At 52.1% G+C, this 21,530-nt stretch carries 20 protein-coding genes; all 20 read right to left on the reverse strand.

Features of this window, described 5'->3' with window-relative positions:
• Positions 1-9 precede the first annotated feature (9 nt).
• Complete coding sequence (locus tag NWF35_RS14675) at positions 10-759, reverse strand: ABC transporter permease (RefSeq protein WP_301240102.1); 750 nt, start codon at positions 757-759, stop codon at positions 10-12.
• Positions 728-1,489: an ABC transporter ATP-binding protein gene (locus NWF35_RS14680; protein ID WP_301240103.1), complete on the reverse strand. Its 762-nt coding sequence runs from the start codon at positions 1,487-1,489 to the stop codon at positions 728-730. The genes NWF35_RS14675 and NWF35_RS14680 overlap by 32 nt, the downstream gene beginning before the upstream one ends.
• A 63-nt stretch (positions 1,490-1,552) precedes the next feature.
• Positions 1,553-2,437 carry a hypothetical protein gene (locus NWF35_RS14685; RefSeq protein ID WP_301240105.1) on the reverse strand — a complete coding sequence of 295 codons (885 nt, stop codon included), beginning with the start codon at positions 2,435-2,437 and terminating at the stop codon, positions 1,553-1,555.
• Positions 2,438-2,672: 235 nt separating this feature from the next.
• Entirely contained in the window at positions 2,673-3,809 is a 1,137-nt protein-coding gene (locus NWF35_RS14690; RefSeq protein ID WP_301240106.1) for a hypothetical protein, read from the reverse strand.
• A 39-nt stretch (positions 3,810-3,848) separates the two neighbouring features.
• The gene (locus NWF35_RS14695; RefSeq protein WP_301240107.1) at positions 3,849-4,097 is read right to left on the reverse strand and encodes an excalibur calcium-binding domain-containing protein; all 249 of its coding nucleotides are present in this window, start codon (positions 4,095-4,097) and stop codon (positions 3,849-3,851) included.
• Positions 4,098-4,350: 253 nt separating this feature from the next.
• Positions 4,351-5,121, reverse strand: coding sequence for an SDR family oxidoreductase (locus NWF35_RS14700; protein WP_301240108.1), 771 nt, complete (start codon positions 5,119-5,121; stop codon positions 4,351-4,353).
• A gap of 5 nt (positions 5,122-5,126) precedes the next feature.
• Positions 5,127-6,404: a nickel pincer cofactor-dependent isomerase, group 22 gene (locus tag NWF35_RS14705; RefSeq protein WP_301240109.1), complete on the reverse strand. Its 1,278-nt coding sequence runs from the start codon at positions 6,402-6,404 to the stop codon at positions 5,127-5,129.
• A 605-nt stretch (positions 6,405-7,009) separates the two neighbouring features.
• The gene (locus NWF35_RS14710; protein ID WP_301240111.1) at positions 7,010-8,785 is read right to left on the reverse strand and encodes an acyl-CoA dehydrogenase FadE; all 1,776 of its coding nucleotides are present in this window, start codon (positions 8,783-8,785) and stop codon (positions 7,010-7,012) included.
• Between the two features lie 186 nt (positions 8,786-8,971).
• Positions 8,972-10,153 carry an acetyl-CoA C-acetyltransferase gene (locus NWF35_RS14715; protein WP_301240113.1) on the reverse strand — a complete coding sequence of 394 codons (1,182 nt, stop codon included), beginning with the start codon at positions 10,151-10,153 and terminating at the stop codon, positions 8,972-8,974.
• 282 nt (positions 10,154-10,435) lie between these two features.
• The gene (locus NWF35_RS14720) at positions 10,436-12,859 is read right to left on the reverse strand and encodes a 3-hydroxyacyl-CoA dehydrogenase/enoyl-CoA hydratase family protein (protein ID WP_301240115.1); all 2,424 of its coding nucleotides are present in this window, start codon (positions 12,857-12,859) and stop codon (positions 10,436-10,438) included.
• 682 nt (positions 12,860-13,541) lie between these two features.
• Positions 13,542-14,177 carry a hypothetical protein gene (locus NWF35_RS14725; RefSeq protein ID WP_301240116.1) on the reverse strand — a complete coding sequence of 212 codons (636 nt, stop codon included), beginning with the start codon at positions 14,175-14,177 and terminating at the stop codon, positions 13,542-13,544.
• Between the two features lie 203 nt (positions 14,178-14,380).
• The gene (locus NWF35_RS14730) at positions 14,381-15,148 is read right to left on the reverse strand and encodes an ABC transporter ATP-binding protein (protein ID WP_301240117.1); all 768 of its coding nucleotides are present in this window, start codon (positions 15,146-15,148) and stop codon (positions 14,381-14,383) included.
• 25 nt (positions 15,149-15,173) lie between these two features.
• Positions 15,174-15,950: an ABC transporter permease subunit gene (locus NWF35_RS14735; protein ID WP_301240119.1), complete on the reverse strand. Its 777-nt coding sequence runs from the start codon at positions 15,948-15,950 to the stop codon at positions 15,174-15,176.
• The gene (ssuD, locus tag NWF35_RS14740) at positions 15,916-17,097 is read right to left on the reverse strand and encodes an FMNH2-dependent alkanesulfonate monooxygenase (protein WP_301240121.1); all 1,182 of its coding nucleotides are present in this window, start codon (positions 17,095-17,097) and stop codon (positions 15,916-15,918) included. Before ssuD ends, NWF35_RS14735 begins: the two co-directional genes overlap by 35 nt.
• Complete coding sequence (locus NWF35_RS14745) at positions 17,094-18,107, reverse strand: sulfonate ABC transporter substrate-binding protein (protein ID WP_301240122.1); 1,014 nt, start codon at positions 18,105-18,107, stop codon at positions 17,094-17,096. The genes ssuD and NWF35_RS14745 overlap by 4 nt, the downstream gene beginning before the upstream one ends.
• 109 nt (positions 18,108-18,216) lie before the next feature.
• The gene (locus tag NWF35_RS14750; RefSeq protein ID WP_301240124.1) at positions 18,217-18,405 is read right to left on the reverse strand and encodes a YezD family protein; all 189 of its coding nucleotides are present in this window, start codon (positions 18,403-18,405) and stop codon (positions 18,217-18,219) included.
• Between the two features lie 97 nt (positions 18,406-18,502).
• The gene (locus NWF35_RS14755; protein ID WP_301240126.1) at positions 18,503-19,387 is read right to left on the reverse strand and encodes a sulfite exporter TauE/SafE family protein; all 885 of its coding nucleotides are present in this window, start codon (positions 19,385-19,387) and stop codon (positions 18,503-18,505) included.
• A 439-nt stretch (positions 19,388-19,826) separates the two neighbouring features.
• On the reverse strand, positions 19,827-20,729 hold the full coding sequence (locus NWF35_RS14760; protein ID WP_301240127.1) for a DMT family transporter: 903 nt from the start codon (positions 20,727-20,729) through the stop codon (positions 19,827-19,829).
• A gap of 256 nt (positions 20,730-20,985) precedes the next feature.
• Positions 20,986-21,147, reverse strand: a complete 162-nt coding sequence (locus NWF35_RS14765) for a 3-alpha domain-containing protein (protein ID WP_301240128.1) — start codon at positions 21,145-21,147, stop codon at positions 20,986-20,988.
• A partial coding sequence (locus NWF35_RS14770) for an MOSC domain-containing protein (protein ID WP_301240130.1) occupies positions 21,134-21,530 on the reverse strand: 397 nt, incomplete at its 5' end. The genes NWF35_RS14770 and NWF35_RS14765, both read right to left, overlap by 14 nt.

Consider the following 21,530-nt stretch of genomic DNA (forward strand, 5'->3'; position numbering starts at 1 on the left):
CCCTACTGATCAGACTTCTTTGGTATCAAATTGATAATAACCGATTGAAAAAAACAGGATCAAACTTGACAAAATGACTAAAGTTACACTGATGAGATGACTTCCCGATGCAGAACTGTCTATCCACAAAGAATGCCAATCTGTATAAGATGTAAACAAAAACGCGCTTAATGAAGGAAAGAAGATGCCCAAGATTTTTGCAATGACAAACAGCACGGTACATAACGCAAATGCGCCACTGGTACTGGTCAGAAACTGTCCGATCAACACAGCAAATACACCCAACGTAAACATCGGGATAAAATCAAGCGCATATCCGAGCCATACTTGAAAAAAGTCGTGCATAGACCATCCATGAAAGACAAGACTTCCCACTGCAAGGGACGTAAACCACATGATTCCCAATTGGATGATAATAGATATCCCCATGGCCAAGATCTTGGATACATACACTTTGAACCGGGAAATGGGACGAACCAAAGTCAGTTTCAAAGTCCGAGCGGAAACTTCTCCCACAAACAAATCAGTGGCGACCATAAAAATAAACAAAGGTAGAATTATGGAGGTAAACCAATCCAATAACAAATAGGAAAAATCCGATTCGGAGAGAATGTTCATTCCTAGCCTATTTTGTATATAATGAAGCGCGCCCGCGATCAAGATGGGAATCATGAATGTAAAAATAAGAAAACCTTTTGTTTTCCTCTGTACCAAGATTTTTTGCGTTTCATTGATTGTATTCGCGTACAAAACAGACATCGGATTCATCCCCCCTGACTCGTTGAATTTGTGATAGATAATAGTTTTCCAATGACTCATTTTTATTGATGATCTCCGAAACCAATCCGCTGGTGATGAGTCTTCCATCATAGAGAATCCCGATTCGATTGCACATACGCTCCATTTCATGAATGAAATGGCTGGAAATAAAGAAGGTGGTTTGCTGTTCATGTGACAACCGTTTGATGATATTTCGAAAGTCAATCATCCCCTCAATATCCATACTGCTGGTGGGTTCATCCAAGATCACCAGCTCTGGATTGGAGAATAAGGCGGTTGCCAAGGCCAAGCGTTGTTTCATCCCCGACGAGAAGCCTTTCACTTTCTCATTCTTATATTTTTCTAATCCCACCAACTCCAATACTTCATCTATCCGCGTTTTGGGAATATGGGGATAAAAGCGAGAAACGACCTGTAAGTTTTGAAATGCGGTCATATACTCAAAGGAAACACCCGTTTCGATGATGCACCCCACTTTTTCCATCGCTTTTTCAAACTGAAGGAATACATCATATCCAAACATCGAAACTTCACCTTGATCTGCATTACATAATCGTGTCATCGTTTTAATGAGCGTGGTTTTTCCCACTCCGTTGGGACCGAATAAACCAAAAATATCACCTTTATACACACTTAAATTAATGTCAAAAATGCCCCGGTTATTTCGATAACGCTTTGTTAAGCCTTTTATCTCCAGTACTTTTTCCATCCAATTCCCTCTTTTCATGTTTACAGGTAGTGTCTGACCAGACAGACACTACCTGTAAAGATGTCAGTGATTTTCACGCTGAATGGTTTCTACTTTCTTTCCTTTTAATTCAACTTTGTCAGTTACTGTGTGATTAAATTGAGAGAGATCCAACTTGATGTTCACAGTGACTTCGTGTTCTTTTCCTGCGGCGTCCTTACCGGTAACGATCAATTGGGCTGTCTGTTCTTGAATCAGATTTTGTTTATTGATCTCTGCTTTGGTGCTCACTTGTTTGATTTTGATATCCTGGGTCAGCTTCGGCAAACTTGATTTCCACTCTTCCTCCTTGAAGAACGGCAGTTTGTGGTGATCACCGTATTCATGCTTTTCAGTTGCATGTTTGACAAATACCGAACCGAGCGCTTGGACGACAGGAGAGATTTGGCTTCCTGAAAGGGTCAGCGTCACTTCTTTACCGCCATTCCCTTTGTTTACTGCATGAACATCATTTCTCAAGCCACCCATCAACGCATCGATCACATATTCCACATCTTGATCGTGTTCGCCGCGATGATATTTCCGATCGTGATGTTTCTTTTCTTTTTCTTGTGTAACGTAATAAATATTGCTGTCACTTGATTTGAAGATCTTCTTGTCTCCTTGTTTGTACACATAAAGGGTTTGCGTTTTTCCGTTCTCTTGAATGTTGATTTTTCCGCTTCCTTCATGGTTTTTGATATCTTCTTTGATCGTTGAATCGATGGCAAACAAGTTTTTTCCATTATCCTTCACAGATACGGAGAGATCTCCCGTCACATTTTGAACCGCTTTTGTCTGCTTAAACGCCGTTTTGTACTGGTCATAACCGGATGTTGAACTTGCCATTGCAGAAAAACCACTGGCAAACAGAACACTTCCACTGACACCCACACTCAGAGCCAAAAGCCCCAGCTTCTTTTTGTTCATGTTGCCACCCCTTCATTTGATACACAAAATGGCTTTCATGCTTTTAATATAAATGGTAATTCTAACAGCCCCCTAAACCATTCCTTAAAAATTGCTAAACAGGAATGAGGCTGCTGACAAAGTGGTGGCAATACACGCAATTTGGGAGCGGGGCTGAATTTCCCGCCGTCGGTGCTGGTACGTTAGATCGAATAAAACTGTCGTACTCGGGCATGTTTGGCAAATCCCACTGTTTTTACTCCCATATCCACTCCGATGCCAGCCATACATATCCCTCTTCCAAGCTCACTTCCATCGTATGGCCGATGCCCCGTTCCTGCCAGGCCTGTTTCAACCGTTTCGTCAATTCTTCCAACCAATCGCGGTGAACGTATCGTTCATCAGTGATCAGTACGTCCTCGTCGCTGGCAGTGATCCGAACGGCGCCATCCCAATATACCTCCCTCACATCCAAATAAGGAATGCGCGTCTCCTCTCCATCCTCCATGATGACGACGGCATCTTCCGCCAACCGAATCTCCCGGTACTGCTGCGGCCGACTGTATCTCCCCTGCGCATGAGCGATCAGACCGGCCTTTTTGGCAGCTTGTCGCAACTGTTCCTTCACCTCCGGTTCTGCTGTCCAATGATGAACCACCTCTTCCGTCTCGACCGAGACCCGGTTTTGATTCTCATCGATACGGATATGAATGATCTCTTTGTAAGGCAGAAGTGTAAAGGAACGCCAGCGGTGAAAGACGAGCGCTTCGTCGGTTATTTGGACGTACCGAGTCCACACACTGAGCACATAGGCGAAGTACCCCGCGAAGGCACCTAATGCCGTCAATCCCACAGTCAGGTACACCATGCGGTCGGTCCATGTATATCCGGTGTATGCGGGATCGGCAAACGCCAGAATCATCCCTTCATCCTGTGCCAGGTAAACGGGTTCTGCCCGACCTTCCCTTACCGCCTGCAGGACTCTTTCCTGATCAAAAGGAAAATACGGCACCCGATACATCTGACGGTCGGTCACCAAGGAGTCGGCAGTATAGCCTTTGAGTATGACCGTCCCTTTGACGACGGGGCCGTACTGTCGCATGATATCCGCCGTTCCCAGCACAAAGACCAATACAAACAGCGTGATCGTCAATGCACTATACCCTTTGGGATGCCGCTTTCCCCAGTGTGTCGTCATCGTTGCGATCGCTGCGGCGGGAAACCACAGATACAGATACGATTCCCCCAGCCAAAACGGATAAAAACGCACACCGTCCAATACCAACTGATAGGCGATGATGAGAATAAACGTTCCGACAACCGGCGTCCCCAGAAAAAAACCAACCAGATGACCATCCACCTTTTCATGCCGATTGCTCCCTTCGGCGATCATCACATCGCCTCAAGACACGAAATTGTGTATACCTCTTTTCTACACCAAGAATTGCCATCCCTTCTTTATTTTGTTTAAAATTTCATGAATACTTCGGGTAAGGTCTGCTGAATCCACTCTGTTAAAATCCACCATTGATATCAGCTGTACGCAAACCACACCATCATGGTCGCCATCTAAACCATATGGATTTCCTGGTTGGCGTTGAGGAGAAGACGGACCACCAACGTTCCGGCAGAATCCTCCCGAGTGATCAATGGGATGGGTTTCATGGGTATCCACCAACAACGTACTGCTTCCCCTTGTCGCTCAGTTTTACCTCTATCCATGCAATTGTACTTCTACTTAGCTCGATATTTTTCTATCCATGATAAGACATAAAAAAAAGACCTCGTATCGGAGGCAAAAGCACGCTCAAAGAAGAGTTTGAACGGATTGTCTTGAGGGAGAAAATAAAATCGCAAGCGATTGGGTGTGTCAGTTACGCGGAGACCATTCCCTTTTGTGCGGGAAACGACTGTCTCCGCGTTCACCTGTACCATTACAACGTCATCGCCCCGAATCCGCCGTCCACCCGGATCAATGCGCCGGTCACAAAGCCGGACGCCTTTTCCGAAGCCAACCAGACCGCGGTGCCCTTCAACTCTTCGGGGTTGCCGAAGCGAGCAATCGGCGTGTGGCGCATGATCGCCTCGGTTCGTTCTGGGGTGAGCAATTTCCGGTTTTGCTCAGCGGGGAAAAATCCGGGCACGATCGCATTGACCCGGACCCGGTGAGGGGCCCATTCCCGAGCCAGATATTGTGTGATGTTGTTGATACCCGCCTTGCTCGCTGAATATGTAAACACCTTGGACAGCGGCGGTCCCGACGATACGGAGGAAATGTTGATGATACTGCCGCCCTTTCCGCTCTCGACCATACCTTTGCCGAACACCTGGCAAGCCATCACGACGCTTTTCAGATTGACGCTCATGATGTAATCCCATTCTTCCATATCCAGATCAAAAAACGGGGTGGATGCATTCACCCCTGCGGCATTGATCAATATGTCGTATCCGCCGGCCCATTCACGAATGGAACGCTCCAACTCCTGAATGCTCTCCTTCACTGTTACTTCTACAAAAAACGCTTGTCCTTCCCCACCTGCGGCTTCGATTTGTTCTAACACGTTCACCGCTTTTTTCTGGTTGCGTCCGGTGATGGCCACGCGTGCGCCGTGTTCCGCCAATCCCACCGCCATGGCACTGCCCAATACGCTGGTTCCTCCGATCACCACCGCAGTTTTTCCTGTCAGGTCAAACAGGTTCCCCATGCATTTCACCATCCATCCGTGAAATTTCCCTCTCTGTCAAACGACATCGGTTCGGGTTGAGACAACACTTCCACATCCGGATGCCGCTCGGCTTCCGGCAACAATGTCTCCGAGATCCGGATTTCCCCCAAATGCAATGTGTCTCGGATGCGAACCAGTTTCACCCGGTACGGATCGAGGATATTACACGTCTTGACAGCGGCTTGAACCGCCAACCGATCGTTGGGCAACGTGGTCGGAATCTTGGTCGGCGCGACGACCGTTGAAGTCAAGCCATTTGCGTAGGTGGCGACTTTGTCCATTCGATCCACCAGACGTTGTGTAGTAAAATCCGCCGTTCCGACACCGTTGGCGTTTCCCCCTGTCTCGGGCGTCAGATCCAACACCACCATTTTGTTGACCCGGGGGCCTCCCCGGGCGTAGGGGGTAGGATAACGTCCGGTAATATTGGGGTCCATCCCGTCCCCGCTAATGTTTTTTCCGATCCGGTCGATCACCAGCACGTCCAGATCGGGAAACAACAGCCGCGGCATGCGGGATTTGGCCATCTCCAGCAGAGTGGGTTCCCGGGTTTCGATCTGTTCGGACAATACCACTTCCACATGGCATAATTCGTCGTACGCGTTTTCCACCAGGGCCACTCCGAAGATGATCGGCAAACGGGCGATCAGAACACGACCCATGGTCACGATGTTTTCCGCCATCTGTCCGAAGCCCAGCCGGTGACACACTTCCGCCCCTTTCTGTTTGCCCAAACCGATGCTGATCATTTTCATCAGACCACTTTCAATCTTGGCACGAAAGGCCGTATGCGGTTTGATCCGGTTGATCACCACGATCGCATCCGCTTCCGCGGCGGCCCTGTCGGCATAGACCGGCAAGCCGTTGGGCAAGGTGTCCACGCGTACCACTTCCATCGAGGAGAGAATCGGTGCCCCCACCGTCTCTTCTCTGATACCCAACTTGGCCAGCACTGCTCGCTGCCCTTCCGCGGTGGCGCCACCGTGACTGCCCATGGCCGGCACAATGAAGGGAGACGCTCCCGCCTTCCGCAGTTCTGTCACGACAACGCGGGTTACTTCGTCGATCCGGGCAATACCGCGACTGCCCACCGCCACGGCGACCCGTATCCCTCGGGAAAGGCGTCCTCTCACGTCCGGTTGCTGTAACTGCCGAATCAGTTCCCGTTCCCAATCCTCCAGGCGTGAATCGTCAAACCGTTGCCGAACCCTTACCATGCGGGGAAGCGGCACATTCCGCAGCAGTTCTTCCAATACGCCCACGCGGGCACCCCTCCCAATCTGATTGCACCGTCTCTTCCTCTATTGTAAAGCTATGGAATGGGAATTAACAATATTTCGATTTGTTTATGGTGATTTCCGTTAGTTGATCCAAAGAGTCACCCATGTAAGACCATAGGCCGCCGGTTGGGTATTACAGAAAAAGTCGCCTGAAACCCCACGGTTTCAATCGCGGGATGAAAGGCGGCGTTGCTCGGCAGCCCCTTTTGGAGATGGTAAGGGCAACCAATTTGCTATATAAGCCAATTTCATTACATCCACCTGCTTCCCAATGGCACACCATCGATGAATTTCCCGTAGGACTGTATAACCAAAAAGAATGAGCAGTAGTGAACTACTCATGAGACTGCTGACAATGATTTGGTCCCCTTCAATTAACTTAAAGGTATCACCCGCAAACGAATTCCTGCGCTTTCCGAAATCAAATCTCGGTAGAGCTTAGTCAGTTGCTCTTCTGGGAAACATTGCGTCCTGATCGATTTGCCAGACACGGATACGGGAAATCTGAGCCCACGCACTTTGTCAACAAGCTGAAAAGCACCTTCCCAATTGGGGAAGGTGCTTTCTGACGGGGCACAGGGATGGGGTCACACCACGTATTTTTCCGCCTCGATCACCCGTGCGGCGATGCGGCGATTCAACGCCACTTCATTGATCGGTTCGTGGCGGGTCAACTTCTTCAGGATCGAGAGTTGGGTACGCAGGACATCGCCTTCTTCCATCGCGGACAGGATGCGGCGTGCCTTTTTCTCGATCCGACCGAATGCATCGTAGACGTAGGCCTGAACCATATCCACCTTGGCTTGCGCATTTTCCAATCCGTCTTTATCCAGCGCTTTTTTGGCACGGAGCCATGCGGATTCCATCGCATAGATCTCAATGCAGATATCCGCTGTATCCCGCAGGATCTCCTGTTCTTTTTCCAACTTTTGTTGGTATTTTTCTACAGCCAGACCAGCGGTCATCAGGAAGACTTTCTTGGCCATGTCGATCAGTTTGGCCTCTTCTTCCAGCGGAGCCGGTTCTTCTTCCGGCAAGTTGGGCATCATCGTCAGCAATTCTTCCTGCAGGGATTGTGCGGCTTGCAGGAGGGGCAGTTCGCCCTTCATCGTTTTCCGCAGCAAGGTGGCCGGGATCAGCAAGCGGTTGATCTCGTTGGTCCCTTCAAAAATCCGGTTAATACGCGAGTCGCGATACATATTTTCAATTTCGTACTCCTGCATGAAACCGTAGCCGCCGTGGATCTGCACACCCTCGTCCACCACGAAATCCAGCGTTTCCGAGCCGAACACCTTGTTGATGGAGCACTCCAAAGCATACTCGGCGATGGCTTTGGCCACATCCGCTCCCTCAGCATTCTCGACGCGGTTCAAGCTGTCTTCGAAATAACCGGCCGTACGGTACACCATGCTCTCCAACGCAAACGTCTTGGTGGCCATTTGCGCCAATTTTTCTTGGATGAGCGGGAATTGGGCGATCGGTGTGTTGAACTGTTTCCGCTCCTTGGCATATTTAACCGAGATTTCAATCGCCCGCTTGGACGAACCCAAGCACCCCGCGGCCAGTTTCCAGCGGCCGATGTTCAGGATGTTGAAGGCGATGACGTGTCCTTTGCCCACTTCACCCAGCAAGTTTTCCACGGGGACCTTCACGTCTTCGAGAATGAGCGTTCGGGTGGAAGAGCCTTTGATCCCCATTTTCTTCTCTTCCGGTCCGGTGGATACACCCGGAAAGTCCCGCTCGACGATAAATGCGGTAAACTTCTCGCCGTCTACTTTGGCGTACACGACAAAGACGTCAGCAAAACCGCTGTTGGTGATCCACTGTTTTTCACCGTTGAGGATGTAATACTTCCCGTCCTCGCTCAGTTTGGCCGTCGTTTTCGCTCCCAGGGCGTCCGAACCGGATCCCGGCTCGGTCAGCGCGTAGGCCGCGATTTTCTCACCCGAAGCGAGAGCGGGCAGGTATTTTTTCTTCTGCTCTTCCGTACCGAAGAAAACAATCGGCAAGCTCCCGATCCCCACGTGGGCACCGTGGGTCAGGCCGAACGAACGGGCGAGCGAGATTTTCTCGGTGATCAGCGTGGAGCTGATTTTGTCCAATCCCAGTCCCTCGTATTCTTCCGGCACGTCGGCACCGAGGAGACCCAGTTCACCCGCTTGCTTCATCAGGCGGACGGAATGCTCGAAGTTGTGGTTTTCAATCTCCTCCAGCACCGGCCACACTTTCTCTTTCACGAAATCTTCCGTTGTTTTTGCGATCATTTTGTGCTCTTCGGTCAGATCTTCCGGGGTAAACACATCGGTCGGAGCAGGTTGCTCAATCAGAAACGATCCACCTTTGATCACCGTATCCGTGGACATGCGCGGTTCCTCCTTGATAATTGATTTCCGGCAATTTCACAAATGGAGACAAATTTCAACGGAAAGCAGTCCATTTTTACGAGGGCACCATGTTCGTTGCGGGATCGCGGAATAATGGTCACCCTTCACGCCATCCAAAGTTGGCATCACAAACAGTTGTCAACAGCGGTAATTCCTAATGCGGTATCACTGCACCATCTCAAATACGCCGGCTGCGCCCATACCGCCACCGATACACATGGTGACCACGCCGTATTTTTGGCCACGACGTTTCAGCTCGTTGAGCAGGGTGACGGTCAGTTTGGCCCCGGAACAGCCCAGCGGGTGTCCCAATGCGATCGCTCCCCCGTTGACGTTGACGATGTCCGGGTTCAGCTCCAGCTTACGGATGACGGCCACCGATTGGGAAGCGAACGCTTCGTTCAGCTCCACCAGATCTACCTGATCCAACGTGATGCCTGCCAATTTCAGCGCCTTCGGCACCGCCACGACCGGGCCGATCCCCATCACGTCCGGGTCGACACCGCCGACTGCAAAGGAACGGAACACAGCGAGCGGTTGGACCCCCAACTGTTGCGCCCGCTCAGCCGACATCACCAAAACGGCCGCGGCACCGTCGCTGGTCTGTGAGGAGTTGCCTGCCGTCACCGTTCCGCCGACGCGGAAGACTGGTTTCAACTTGGCCAGCGATTCCAGCGAAGTGTCGGGACGTACCCCCTCATCGGTGTCGAATACCACTTCACGCTCATGCAATTTTCCGTTGTCGTCCACCGTACGAAGGGTTACGTTGAGCGGAACGATTTCGTCCCGGAACTTGCCGGACTGAATCGCTTCGTACGCTTTGCGGTGGCTTTCCACGGCAAAACGATCCTGATCCTCCCGCGAAATCTCGTATCGTTTTGCTACTTCTTCCGCCGTATGCCCCATCGACATGTAGACTTGCGGCATATGCTCCATCAGGTAAGGGTTGGGCGCGGGTTTGTACCCGACCATCGGTACCATACTCATGCTCTCTACTCCGCCTGCAATCACAACGTCGGCGAATCCACACATGATTTTCTCTGCCGCGTTGGCAATCGTCTGAAGGCCGGACGAGCAGAACCGGTTGACCGTCATGCCCGGCACATCGGTCGGCAGACCTGCCCGCAATGCGATGATGCGGGCGATATTGAGGCCCTGCTCACCTTCCGGCATGGCGCAACCCATAATCACATCTTCCACTTCGCGGGGGTCCAGCTGGGGAACGCGTCTCATCAGCTCTTTGACAACGGCCGCGCCCATCTCGTCCGGTCGCGTCGACCGCAAGGTGCCTTTGTGCGCTTTCCCGACCGCCGTACGTACACCCGCGACGATGACGGCTTCACGCATGCTACTCTCCTCCTTGACTTTTTCGAGTTGGTCTGATCCATACGGTCTGCATCATGGTCCGCTTCGCTTTCCCGACTCGCTCCACTTACGCTCTGCAGGAAAGAAGAGCAGGGCAAGCTTCGAACCGGAAACGCAGACGCGGGCAAAGTGGCAAAATAGCTTCGCTTAAGGGAAAATTGCCCGCGCTGATTTCTGCGTTTTCCGAATCGAGGCTCAGTCGGGGCTTAGGTTTTTGCTCATCTGGAAAACATCGCTATTCCATGGATGAACTCAGACAGGCTTTTAGTTTCGAAGCGGCTTGTTTTTGGTCAGCATATACTGCATCCGCTGTTGCGATTTGGGCTCGCCGCACAAACTGAGAAATGCCTCGCGCTCCAGGTCCAGGAGGTACTCCTCCGTAACCAGCGTCCCTTCCGGCACGTTGCCGCCTGCCAACACGTAGGCCAGTTTGCTGGCGATCTTGTAATCGTGTTCAGTGATGTATCCGGATTGCAGCATCGAGTACGCACCCAAACGAAGCACGTTGTATCCCGTTTCGCCAACAACAGGGATTTTCTTCGGTTGCGGCGGGCGGTAACCAGCGCGGTCCATAGCCAGTACCGTTTGCTTGGCGTCATAGAGCAGGTGATCGGTGTTGATCGTGATACCGTCCTCCGGACGAAGGAAACGGTAATCCCGTGCTTCGCGCGCACTGGTAGTCACTTTGGCCGTTCCGATCACTTCGAACACATGGTTAACCAACGGTTGCAACGTGACGCGATCCTTGGGGTCGACCCCCTCCGTCCAGCGAAGCAACATCTCCTTGTTGCCGCCACCGCCAGGGATCAAGCCGACGCCTACTTCGACCAGACCCATGTAGGTTTCGGCCGCCGCCTGAATCCGGTCACACGGCAGACACACTTCCACTCCACCGCCCAGGGTCATTCCGAATGGCGCCGCCACCACCGGTTTGTCAAGGTAGCGCAGAGACCCCATCGCTTTTTGGAACTGGCGTACCATCAGGTCCAACTCGGGCCAGTTATGATCCTGCGCTTCCATCAAAATCAGCATCAGGTTGGCACCCACGCAGAAATGGCTTCCTTGGTTGCCGATGACCAATCCGCGGTAGTTGGCCGATACCTCTTTGACCGCCGCGTTGATCATGGCAATAATGTCCGCGCCGATAGCGTTTTTGGGCGAGTGGAACTCCAACAGCGCCACGTCGTCCCCGATGTCAATCAAGGAGGCGCCCTTGTTGGAGCGGATCACTTTGTTCTGCTCTTTCAAACGTGCCAGATCGATCGTTTTCGGATGTTCCTCCACGCCAACAAATTTTCCGTCGATTGCAAACACGCGTGGGGCCTCGCCCTTCTCACGGGCATAGAACGATGTGTAACCGGAGGCTAACAGCTCCTCCACCAACGGCGGGATCGTTTCTCCCTCTTCCCGCATACGGGCAACCGATCGTTCCACACCGATCGCATCCCAGGTTTCGAACGGACCCAACTCCCAGTTGAAGCCCCATTTCATCGCTTGGTCGACGCTGACGATGTCATCGGCGATCTCCGGGATACGCGCCGCAGCATAGAGCAACACCTTTTTCATGATTTGCCAAGCGAATTTCCCCGCCGGGTCATCCGCATATACCAAGGTGCGCAGCTTTTCCGGCAAGGTTTTGGCCCGTTTCGCCATCTCCAGCGAAGCCGCCTTCACTTTTTTGCGCGGCCGGTATTCCATCGTCGCAAGATCCAGGGCAAGAATTTCTTTACCTTTGTCAGTTTTCACTTTTTTAAAGAACCCTTGTCCCGATTTCTCACCCAACCAGTTCCGCGACACCATTTCCTTCAGCACGTCGGGCACTTCGAACGCCGCTTTTTCCTCGGGGTCGTCCACATTGGCCCGAACATTTTCAGCCACATGAACGAAAGTATCCAGTCCAACCAAATCCAATGTGCGGAACGTGGCGCTTTTGGGCCGTCCCATCACCGGGCCGGTGAGAGCGTCCACTTCGTCCGGTCCCAGGTTCTGTTCAAACATCGCCTGTAAGGTGACCAGCGTTCCGTACACGCCGATCCGGTTGGCGATGAAATTGGGCGTGTCCTTGGCCATTACCACGCCTTTTCCGAGCACGCTCTCCGCAAACGCTTTCATCTGGTCGACGATCGCCGGGTCCGTATCCTCAGTCGGGATGATCTCCAGCAGTTTCATGTACCGCGGCGGATTGAAAAAGTGTGTGCCGAGAAAATGACGGCGGAACGCTTCCGAACGTCCTTCCACCATAGCATGAATGGAAATCCCCGACGTGTTGGAACTGACAATCGTCCCTGTTTTCCACACTTTTTCGATGTTTTCAAACAGTTGTTGTTTGATCGCCAGATTTTCCACAACCGCTTCGATGATCCAGTCCACCTCGGATAATTTCTCGAGATCGTCCTCCAGGTTGCCCGGAGTGATCAACTCCAAGACATCCTTGTGATAGACCGGAGACGGCTTTTCTTTCAATAACCGTTTTTTCCCGGCCTCAGCAAGCCGGTTGCGCACCGGCGGGTCCTGAAGGGTGAGACCTTTTTGCTTCTCCTCCTCCGTCTCCTCCCGAGGCACGATATCCAACAGCAAGGTGGGAATCCCCACATTGGCCAGATGTCCCGCAATGGCCGCTCCCATCACGCCCGCACCGATGACAGCCGCTCGTTTGATGTTCGCCAAAACGGATTCCTCCTCTCCCATACTGGCGTCGACCCGATGGGCAAAATAGTGAATGAATGATCATTCATTTATGGTGTAGAAAAAAACCCCTCCAACCGGGTCGGTGCTTGTTTCCATTCCATTCACAATCCTTTCAAAGATTATTATTTATCTGATCGACCACTGACGTCAAGAGGGGAATACATATTTTTCGGACCATTTGCAAAGAAGGGGCGTTTCACGCAGAAAAACACATTGAATATAGAATAGAGCACTTTCACGATTCATCTCTACAGATCGGATAGTTTGTTTGGGGATTTCAAATTTTTTGTAATGCCCATTCTGCACCTTTATGATGATCCATTTCATTCCCTGTGAAATGAATCCCTCCTCGATCGAGAAACTGCAACAATTCAAACAGAGATTCCTTTGATGGTGCCCAGGCAAACCAATCCCCTTCCGAAACTTCCCCAACTTCTCCAAAGGGGCCGGATTATCTTGATTGCTGTGTTGTCTTAAAATCTCGATTCTCCCATCATACTAGTACCATTCACGAAACGATAACGGCAAACGAATTCCCATTGATTGTTCCACACGATCCAGCAAAGTAAGATTGGTTTTTGACGTAGCAGGTTGGAAACCGAGCAAACGAAAAGCACGCTGATGATACAGGTAACTATCTTTCCCCTTCCCACTCGGAAAATGGGTCAAGTTACAAGAGGAGCTAGACATGGAGGCCGTTTTTACTTTCCACATATTTCGCGAAAGGTTCCATCTGTCGGAGCGCTTCCTCCCCCGAAGTTTTCGTATCGGCGGAAAGAAAAAATTGACGGGTTTCCTCCCAAAGCAAGAGCCGTCTGTCCTTTTTCCCAAAACGATAACGACGGATTGAGGAAGACAATCTCGTCCGGGGCTTTTCCTCCCATTTGTTCCGAAGCCAGGCTAGAAACTCCGATTCATTGTGATATTCTCCCTGAATCACAAAAGGCCGATCGTTGATAGTTAAGTCCCACGCACACGCAAAAATAAAATCGGACAACCGTTCGCAAGCCAAAATCTGCGCATTTTCCTCCAAGCATTCCACAATGACAGGTGGATCTTCATTTCCCGTCAACAACACCCACCAGCACCAACAACCTTGACATTCGATAAAGAAGGGAATGCCTTCATCTGCTTGGAGGTGTTGGGGTATTCCCTCAAACGTTAAACCCATCTCCTCTTGCCAATACTCCCTGGTTTCCACCATCAGCACTTGCAGCGGCTCGATCCGATCTCTATTTTTTCGGGAGAACCATTCTTCCAACCCGTTTACCGCATACAATTCTTTCAATGCGATCGGAAGCCTTCTTTTGTAGTTCACGTTCTTTCTCTTCCACCTCTTTCCACCGCCGTACGGATATCTCCGGGGATAATCCTATTAAATTTACAGCCTCAAGATGAAATCGTGTTTTGATATGTATCCCTCCGGACAGGACCCTATCTTTTTGAAACATTACATCCAATCTCCTTTCATTTTATCTGAAAATATAAGCCCCCGCATTTGCGGAGGCGGTGTTCACGCCCTCATCCTTGGTTCGAATGGCGGACGATGTCCGCCGTCTTCATGAGTTGGTCCAGAATCGTGCCGACCAGCGACGCGAACTTGGCACTGCCCCGGCGACGCGGTCTCGGGAGCACAACCGGAAGATCCATCGCGATTCTACCATCTTCCAGCAACACCACCCGGTCCGCCAGCGCCACCGCCTCTTCCACATCATGGGTGACCAAAAGTGCCGTAAATCCCTGCTCCTGCCACAACTGCTCGATCAGCTGCTGCATTTCGATCTTCGTCAGTGCATCCAACGCGCCCAGCGGCTCATCCAGCAACAGCAGCCGTGGACGGCTGACCAATGCCCGGGCCAGAGCGACCCGTTGACGTTGACCGCCAGATAGCACAGCAGGCCATTCCCCGCCGTATTCGGCCAGTCCCACTTGACGGAGCGCTTCTGCTGTCCGCTTCTCCACTTCCTCCCGATTTTGTGACACTCCCAATGCCACGTTGTCGGCTACCGTTAGCCACGGCAGGAGACGGTGCTCTTGAAACATCACCCGTACGGACGGATTCAAGCCCCGAACGAGATCACCGTCCAGCGCGATCCCCCCGACCGTCGGTGTTTCCAATCCCGCAATCTGGCGTAGCAAGGTACTCTTTCCGCACCCGGATCTTCCGACGATGGCTACGAATTCACCCGGCTTCACGTGCAGGTGAATATGACGCAGAACCAGACGATCCCCAAATCTCTTTTGCAATCCTTCGATCTCCAATCGGGCACCTGAAACAGTTTTATCCATCGGCAGACACTCCCCTTTCCCTCGGTTATCGGCTGATCCGCCAGCGCAGGCAACGACGCTCCAGGCCCTTGGCCAGCACATCGGCCAGCTTGCCAAGAAGTGCGTACAGCAATATACTCAACACCACCACGTCCATCTGCATAAATTCCCGAGCGTTCATAGCCATATACCCGATGCCGGTGTCGGAAGAGACGGTTTCCGCCACGATCAAGGTCAACCACATGATCCCGAGGGAATACCTTAATCCCACCAGAATGGAGGGCATCGCACCCGGCAACATCACTTTCCGAAATAGCATCCAGCCCCGAAGTCCGTAGACTTTCCCCATTTCGACGAGCCCGGGGTCGACGGAACGGATACCGTGAAAAGTGTTCAAGTAAATCGGAAAAAACACACCCATCGCAACGAGAAACAGTTTGACTTCCTCCCCGATGCCGAACCACAATATCGCCAGTGGGATCAAGGCAAGGTGTGGGATATTGCGGAGCATCTGGACGGTGGTGTCCAACAGCCGCTCCGCAACAGGAAAAAGTCCGTTCAAAAAGCCAAACACCAATCCGATGCTGCCCCCAATGGCCAACCCCCACAATGCACGTGAGGTACTGTCCCCGATATACCGAAACAGTTCACCTGATTCGGTCAAGTGAATGGCTGCCAGAACCACATCAGTCGGCTGGGGCAGTGTTCGCGTAGAAATCCAGCCGATATCCCCCAACCATTGCCACACAATCACCAGTACGATGGGAACACTCCAGGGAATCAACGGTTTAACCGTTTTGCGCAGTGGAAAGCCGCTGATCATCGGCAAACACTCCTTTCCGCTTTTTTGGAAAGTGATCGTTGGCGACGATCTCCCCAAACGGGCTGAGGATATGTTGCTTCGGAGCGGAAGGTATATTCTGGATGGGCAATTCCGGGAAGAGCAGTTCCGCCACCCGGTACGCCTCTTCCAAATGAGGGTATCCCGACAAAATAAATGTATCGATTCCCAATGCGGCATATTCCCTCATCCGTTCCGCCACTGTACGCGGATCACCGACGAGCGCGGTGCCGGCACCGCCCCGGACCAGACCAACCCCGGCCCACAGATTGGGGCTCACCTCCAAATCCTTTCTCGTGAACCCGTTCAGTTGCGACATTCGCTGCTGTCCGACGGAATCATATCGGGAAAGGACCCGTTTCGATGTTTGGATCACTTCGTCGTCCACATACCGGATCAAGCGGTTGGCGGCATCCCAAGCTTCTTGTTCCGTTTCCCGCACGATCACGTGCAGGCGGATGCCAAATCGCACCGTCCTACCTTGTTCTTCGGCCAGTTTGCGTACTTGTTGAATCTTTTGAGCCACTTGGGCTGGTGGTTCCCCCCAAGTGAGGTAGACGTCCACATGTTTGGCCGCCACTTTTAACGCCGCCGGAGAAGAACCGCCAAAGTACAGGGGGGGATACGGGGTTTGCACCGGCGGGAAAAGCAATTTGCCGCCCCGGATATCCAGATGTTGCCCCCGGAACTCTACCTCTTTGCCCTGCATCTCTTCCCGCCAGACAGTCAGGAACTCGTCGGTCAGTTCATAACGCGTATCGTGATCCAGGTGAATACCATCCCCCGCCAACTCGACAGGATCCCCCCCCGTCACCACGTTAACGAGCAAACGCCCCCCGGACAGACGGTCAAAGGTGGCAGCCATGCGCGCCGCTGCTGACGGGGACATGAGGCCAGGCCGAACCGCAACCAGAAAACGCATGCGCCGGGTGACGGACAACAGAGAAGAAGCCACTACCCACGCGTCTTCGCAGGAACGCCCCGTGGGCAGAAGTGCACCTTCGTATCCCAGGTGGTCCACCGCCTGGGCAAGTTGCTTCATATATGAATGGTCAACGGCACGCCCGCCCTTTGCGGTTCCCAGGTATCGGCTGTCTCCATGCGTGGGAATAAACCAAAAGATGTTCATCGTTTCTCCGTCCTTTCCTGTTTGGTTTTGACCCGATTACCGTTCCAGACCGCTTTTTCGACCTGAATTCTTTCGGGGATCAAACCCACTTGATAAAAGGCATCCGCGATCCGCTGCTGTTCCCGAATAATACTTTCGTCCATCGGTTGCAGCCCGTATTTCGATCGTGTAATGGCCTTCTTCACCGCCCCCACGTCCATCCCGATCTGTTTGGCGAGCAGTTTCGCCGTATCATCGGGATGTTGGTTGAACCAATCCGTTGTTTTTTTCACTTCATCCAAAATGATGCGGACGATATCTCCGTGTTCCTTGGCGTATGTTTCGGAAGCGAGTATGAATTCCCGGTTGGTCGTGTAACCGCGACCGTCAGTGATCGTTCGAGCACCCAATTCCTTCTCCGCCGCAGAATAATACGGATCCCAAATCACCCACGCATCCACGCTTTTTCTGGTAAAGGCCGCTCTGGCATCTGCCGGGGGGAGATAGACAGGTTGAATGTCTTTATACTCCAAACCCGCCTTGTTCAACACTTGCAACAACAGATCGTGCACATTTGAGCCTTTATTCAGTGCTACTTTCTTCCCTTTTAGATCCTTGACACTCTTGATCGTGGAATCTTTGGGCACCACGATGGCCTCGTTCTCTGGTTTGGGCGCTCCGGCACCGACATACACCAGTGGTGTCTTCGCTGCCTGAGCGAAAATCGGCGGTGTATTGCCCGTATGCCCGATATCGATACTGCCGACATTCATCGCCTCCAAGAGCTGCGGACCAGCAGGAAATTGGACCCACTCCACCTTGATTCCCTTTGATTTCAAACGCTTATCCAGGGTTCCGCGAGCTTTCAGGATGCTGAGGGTTCCGAACTTTTGGTAACCGATCCGCACCACCTTTCCATCGGCTTCAGATGCACCTGCATTGCAGCCCCCCAACACCCCTCCAGCCAGTAAGGAAATGGATAAAGCAATCACCATCGAGATAAGCCGTTTCCGTTTGAAAAAACCCAGCATTTCCTATCACCTCGTTCGCATGATAAGCAAAAAAGGCCCCACTCTCCCCGATTTCAGGAGAATGGAGCCTCCGGTTGACCGGTCGGCCTGATGATCATTCATGCATTCGTTACTGCTGTTGCTGTCCTTTCCCCGATCGGCTTGCTGTTCGGGAAGACTTTTCCAGAGATATACGATATTTCTCGGTTCTGTCGATCTGAACGATCTGTGAGTCGTGGACGGTGATCACCACGGAGCCGTATTGCATTCCTTCCAACGCTTTGAGAATGCGCTCAATCTGTTCGGAAGACGGATTCATCTGGAATGAAGCCTCCTTTCCGGGAGTCGCACGAAGATTGCGTAAAATGGTCACTCTTTTGATCCACGGATGAAACGGCGAATGACATTGCCCGACTTTATTCCGACAGGGATACCCATTTTTGTCCCACCCTCCGCAACACGACCAACAGAATGCTACCCGCCCACAACAGGCTCAAAGCACCGTAGATGGCGGTATGCCAAGTAGAAGGAATCCAGTCAAGAGTCTTCAACAAGGTTTTGGCATTGGTGATGATGATCAATCCCCCGACCAAGACGCCCAACAGGTGGGAGGGAATGATTCGAACCAGCCAAGCGGCAATGGGAGCGGCGAAAACTCCGCCGATCATGAGCGCCGCAACCCACGTCCAGCTGATATTGGACCAGCCCATGGAGATCAGGAAGCCGAGAGTGGCGGAAACGGCGACCGCGAATTCGCTCGTATCCACCGAACCCACCACTTTTCTGGGTTCCAACCCTTTCCGGCTGAGCAGGATCGGCGTCGTCAACGGTCCCCATCCCCCGCCACCGGTGGAATCGACGAATCCTGCAATCAGACCCAACGGGATGAGAAAACGCTTGGAAATGGTACTCTCTTTCCGCTCAGTGCCATTCCCGTTTCCGAACAAAAACCGTCCGAGTACGTAAAAGCCGAGAATAAACAGAAAAGCGGCCACGTACGGTTTTACCTGATCACCCGGCAGATTGCTGAGGAAACAAGCACCGATGAATGCTCCGATCGAACCTGGAATAATCAAACGAATAACGACCGTCCGATCCACATTGCCGAACCGGATATGAGAGGCACCCGAAGCGGCCGTGGTGATTACTTCCGCCATGTGAACCGAGGCAGAGGCTACCGCAGGTGCGATCCCAAACAAAAACAACAAAGATGTGGAAGTGACACCGTAAGCCATTCCCAATGCACCGTCAACCAGTTGTGCAGCAAACCCAATCAATGCCAGGACAATCAATCTCTGCATTCCCATCTTCCTCCTGATGTTATTTGATCATGTTGAGCAGGATAGTCAGCTTTTCAAGACTAGTGCATGATATGACGAAATAGGGCTCATTGTTCGAAATTTCATTATCCACCCTGATCTCCGCTGATCTCCGGTCCGTATGTAAATTAATTAACTTATTCCGATATAATTACTCGGTTTATTGAAACACATATTACTATCCGATTATTCAAATGTCAATAATGGAGTTATTAATCGGAATTTTCCTATAAATACTAGGAAAGGTTCATCTCATCGCCCATGTTTCCTCCCAAATAACCAAGTGCTTTCGCCTGATCCCATACCTCTTTGTTGAATGGCCCAGTAATCCCCATCCTAACCCCCTAACTCCATTATTTTTAACCAGCGAAACGGCGGGACCATCCTCCCGCCGTAACTCACAACTGCTATGCCTACGGTTTTATTTTGTTGGCAAAGGCGATTGGTTTGATTTCGCCTCTTTTTTCGCGATCAAAAACATGGAGCACAATAGTATGAGCGCACCCAACCATCCGCTGAGGGACAGACGTTCTCCCAGCAGTGTGATGGCTAACAGCGTAGCGGTCAACGGCTCAGCTAACGACCAAATGGATGCCGATGTTGCTGTGACATAACGCATGCCGTGGATAAACAGTACATAGGCCAGGGCCGTCGGGACCCAGCCCAGGTAGACGAGCAGCAACCATCCCTGCCAGGGAAGCACCGGCCAACTGAGCACCGGAAGCAACAGGATTGCACCGATCGAAAAAGCAACTCCGATCACCAACAGTGGCGGCACGTCCCGAACCAACCGCTTGCTGATCAACGTATAACCGCCGTAACAAGCCGCCGCCGACAATGCCAGCAGGTTCCCCTGCCACAGGCGCGGTTCGGTTAAACCTTGCAGGCTGTGGAGCCCGATCAACATGCTCGTGCCGATCACGCCCAACACCAATGCCCAACTGGTGGTGAAGGTCCAACGCTCCTTCAGCCACCAACGCGCCACCACACTGACCATCAGTGGGGCGGTACAAACGGTCAGCAGGGTCGCAGTCGACACCATGGTTTGGCCCACCGCGGAAAAATAGCACGCCTGATATCCTGCAACCCCTACGCCGAACAACACCAGCCAAAGCCAGGAATGACTTGTGAGCCTTCCAATACTCCCCGTACGGGCGCTCTCCCGCCATGCCGCTGCCAATAACACCGGTGCGCCGAACAGTAAACGAAACGCCCCGATCGTCAACGGATCTGTTCCATAATTTGTTGTCAGCACTTTGGCCGTCATTCCAGCCGTTCCCCACAATACGGCCGCCACTACGACTCCCCACATACCGATTCTCATTCCGGACCCCTCCCGATTCAGTTTGTACACTGTCGGGCGGGTCAACTTGCGCTCCCGCCCGTGTCAGAAAACGGGAACGCGGTGGGGAGGGGGCAACACACCCTTCAATGCCATGTTCGTTCCTCCTCTCAATTGGTAACCTGGACGAGTCTGATAGATCAATGATTCAAAGCGGCTATACTCTGGGAAGCTTTTTCCCCGAATCGTTCACCACATGGTGAAGTCACGCTTTGGGGAAAGAGTTCCCTCCATCTCATCACTTGTCAGACACGCCCTCATCCGCCTGACCGGCTTCATTTTGCAAACGACGCTTCAGCATTTGTATCCAACTATCCGCTAAATAGGGGCAATCGGCCAATTCGGCCCATTCCGCCCGATCGGGAGAGGCACTGTATACCACATCATTATACCACATCATTGCATCTGGCGATCGTCCATTGGGGACAAGGGCGATCCATCAACTCCATCCGCTCTCCCGACGCTACCCTGCCTTCCTCCAGCACCCGCAGATACCAACCGGTACGACCCGTCTCCTTGATCCGACGCACGAGATCGGGAACGCCCCACAACCTGGCCGGCTTCCAACACGTCATACGCGGTTGGGGGACTTGCACCACCGCCTCCCCTATTCGGTATACGTCACTGATACAAACGTTATGTTCATCCAAACCGGTGACGGTGAAATTTTCGCCCAAACCCCCGTAGAGAAATTCCGACAACATCAGTTCCTGTCGCCACTTGGCATAATGATCCGCCGCTTGACACTCCACACGGCTAAAACCGTGGGATTCTTGAGTGGTT

This window comes from Polycladomyces subterraneus, from assembly GCF_030433435.1.
GTDB lineage: Bacteria > Bacillota > Bacilli > Thermoactinomycetales > JIR-001 > Polycladomyces > Polycladomyces subterraneus.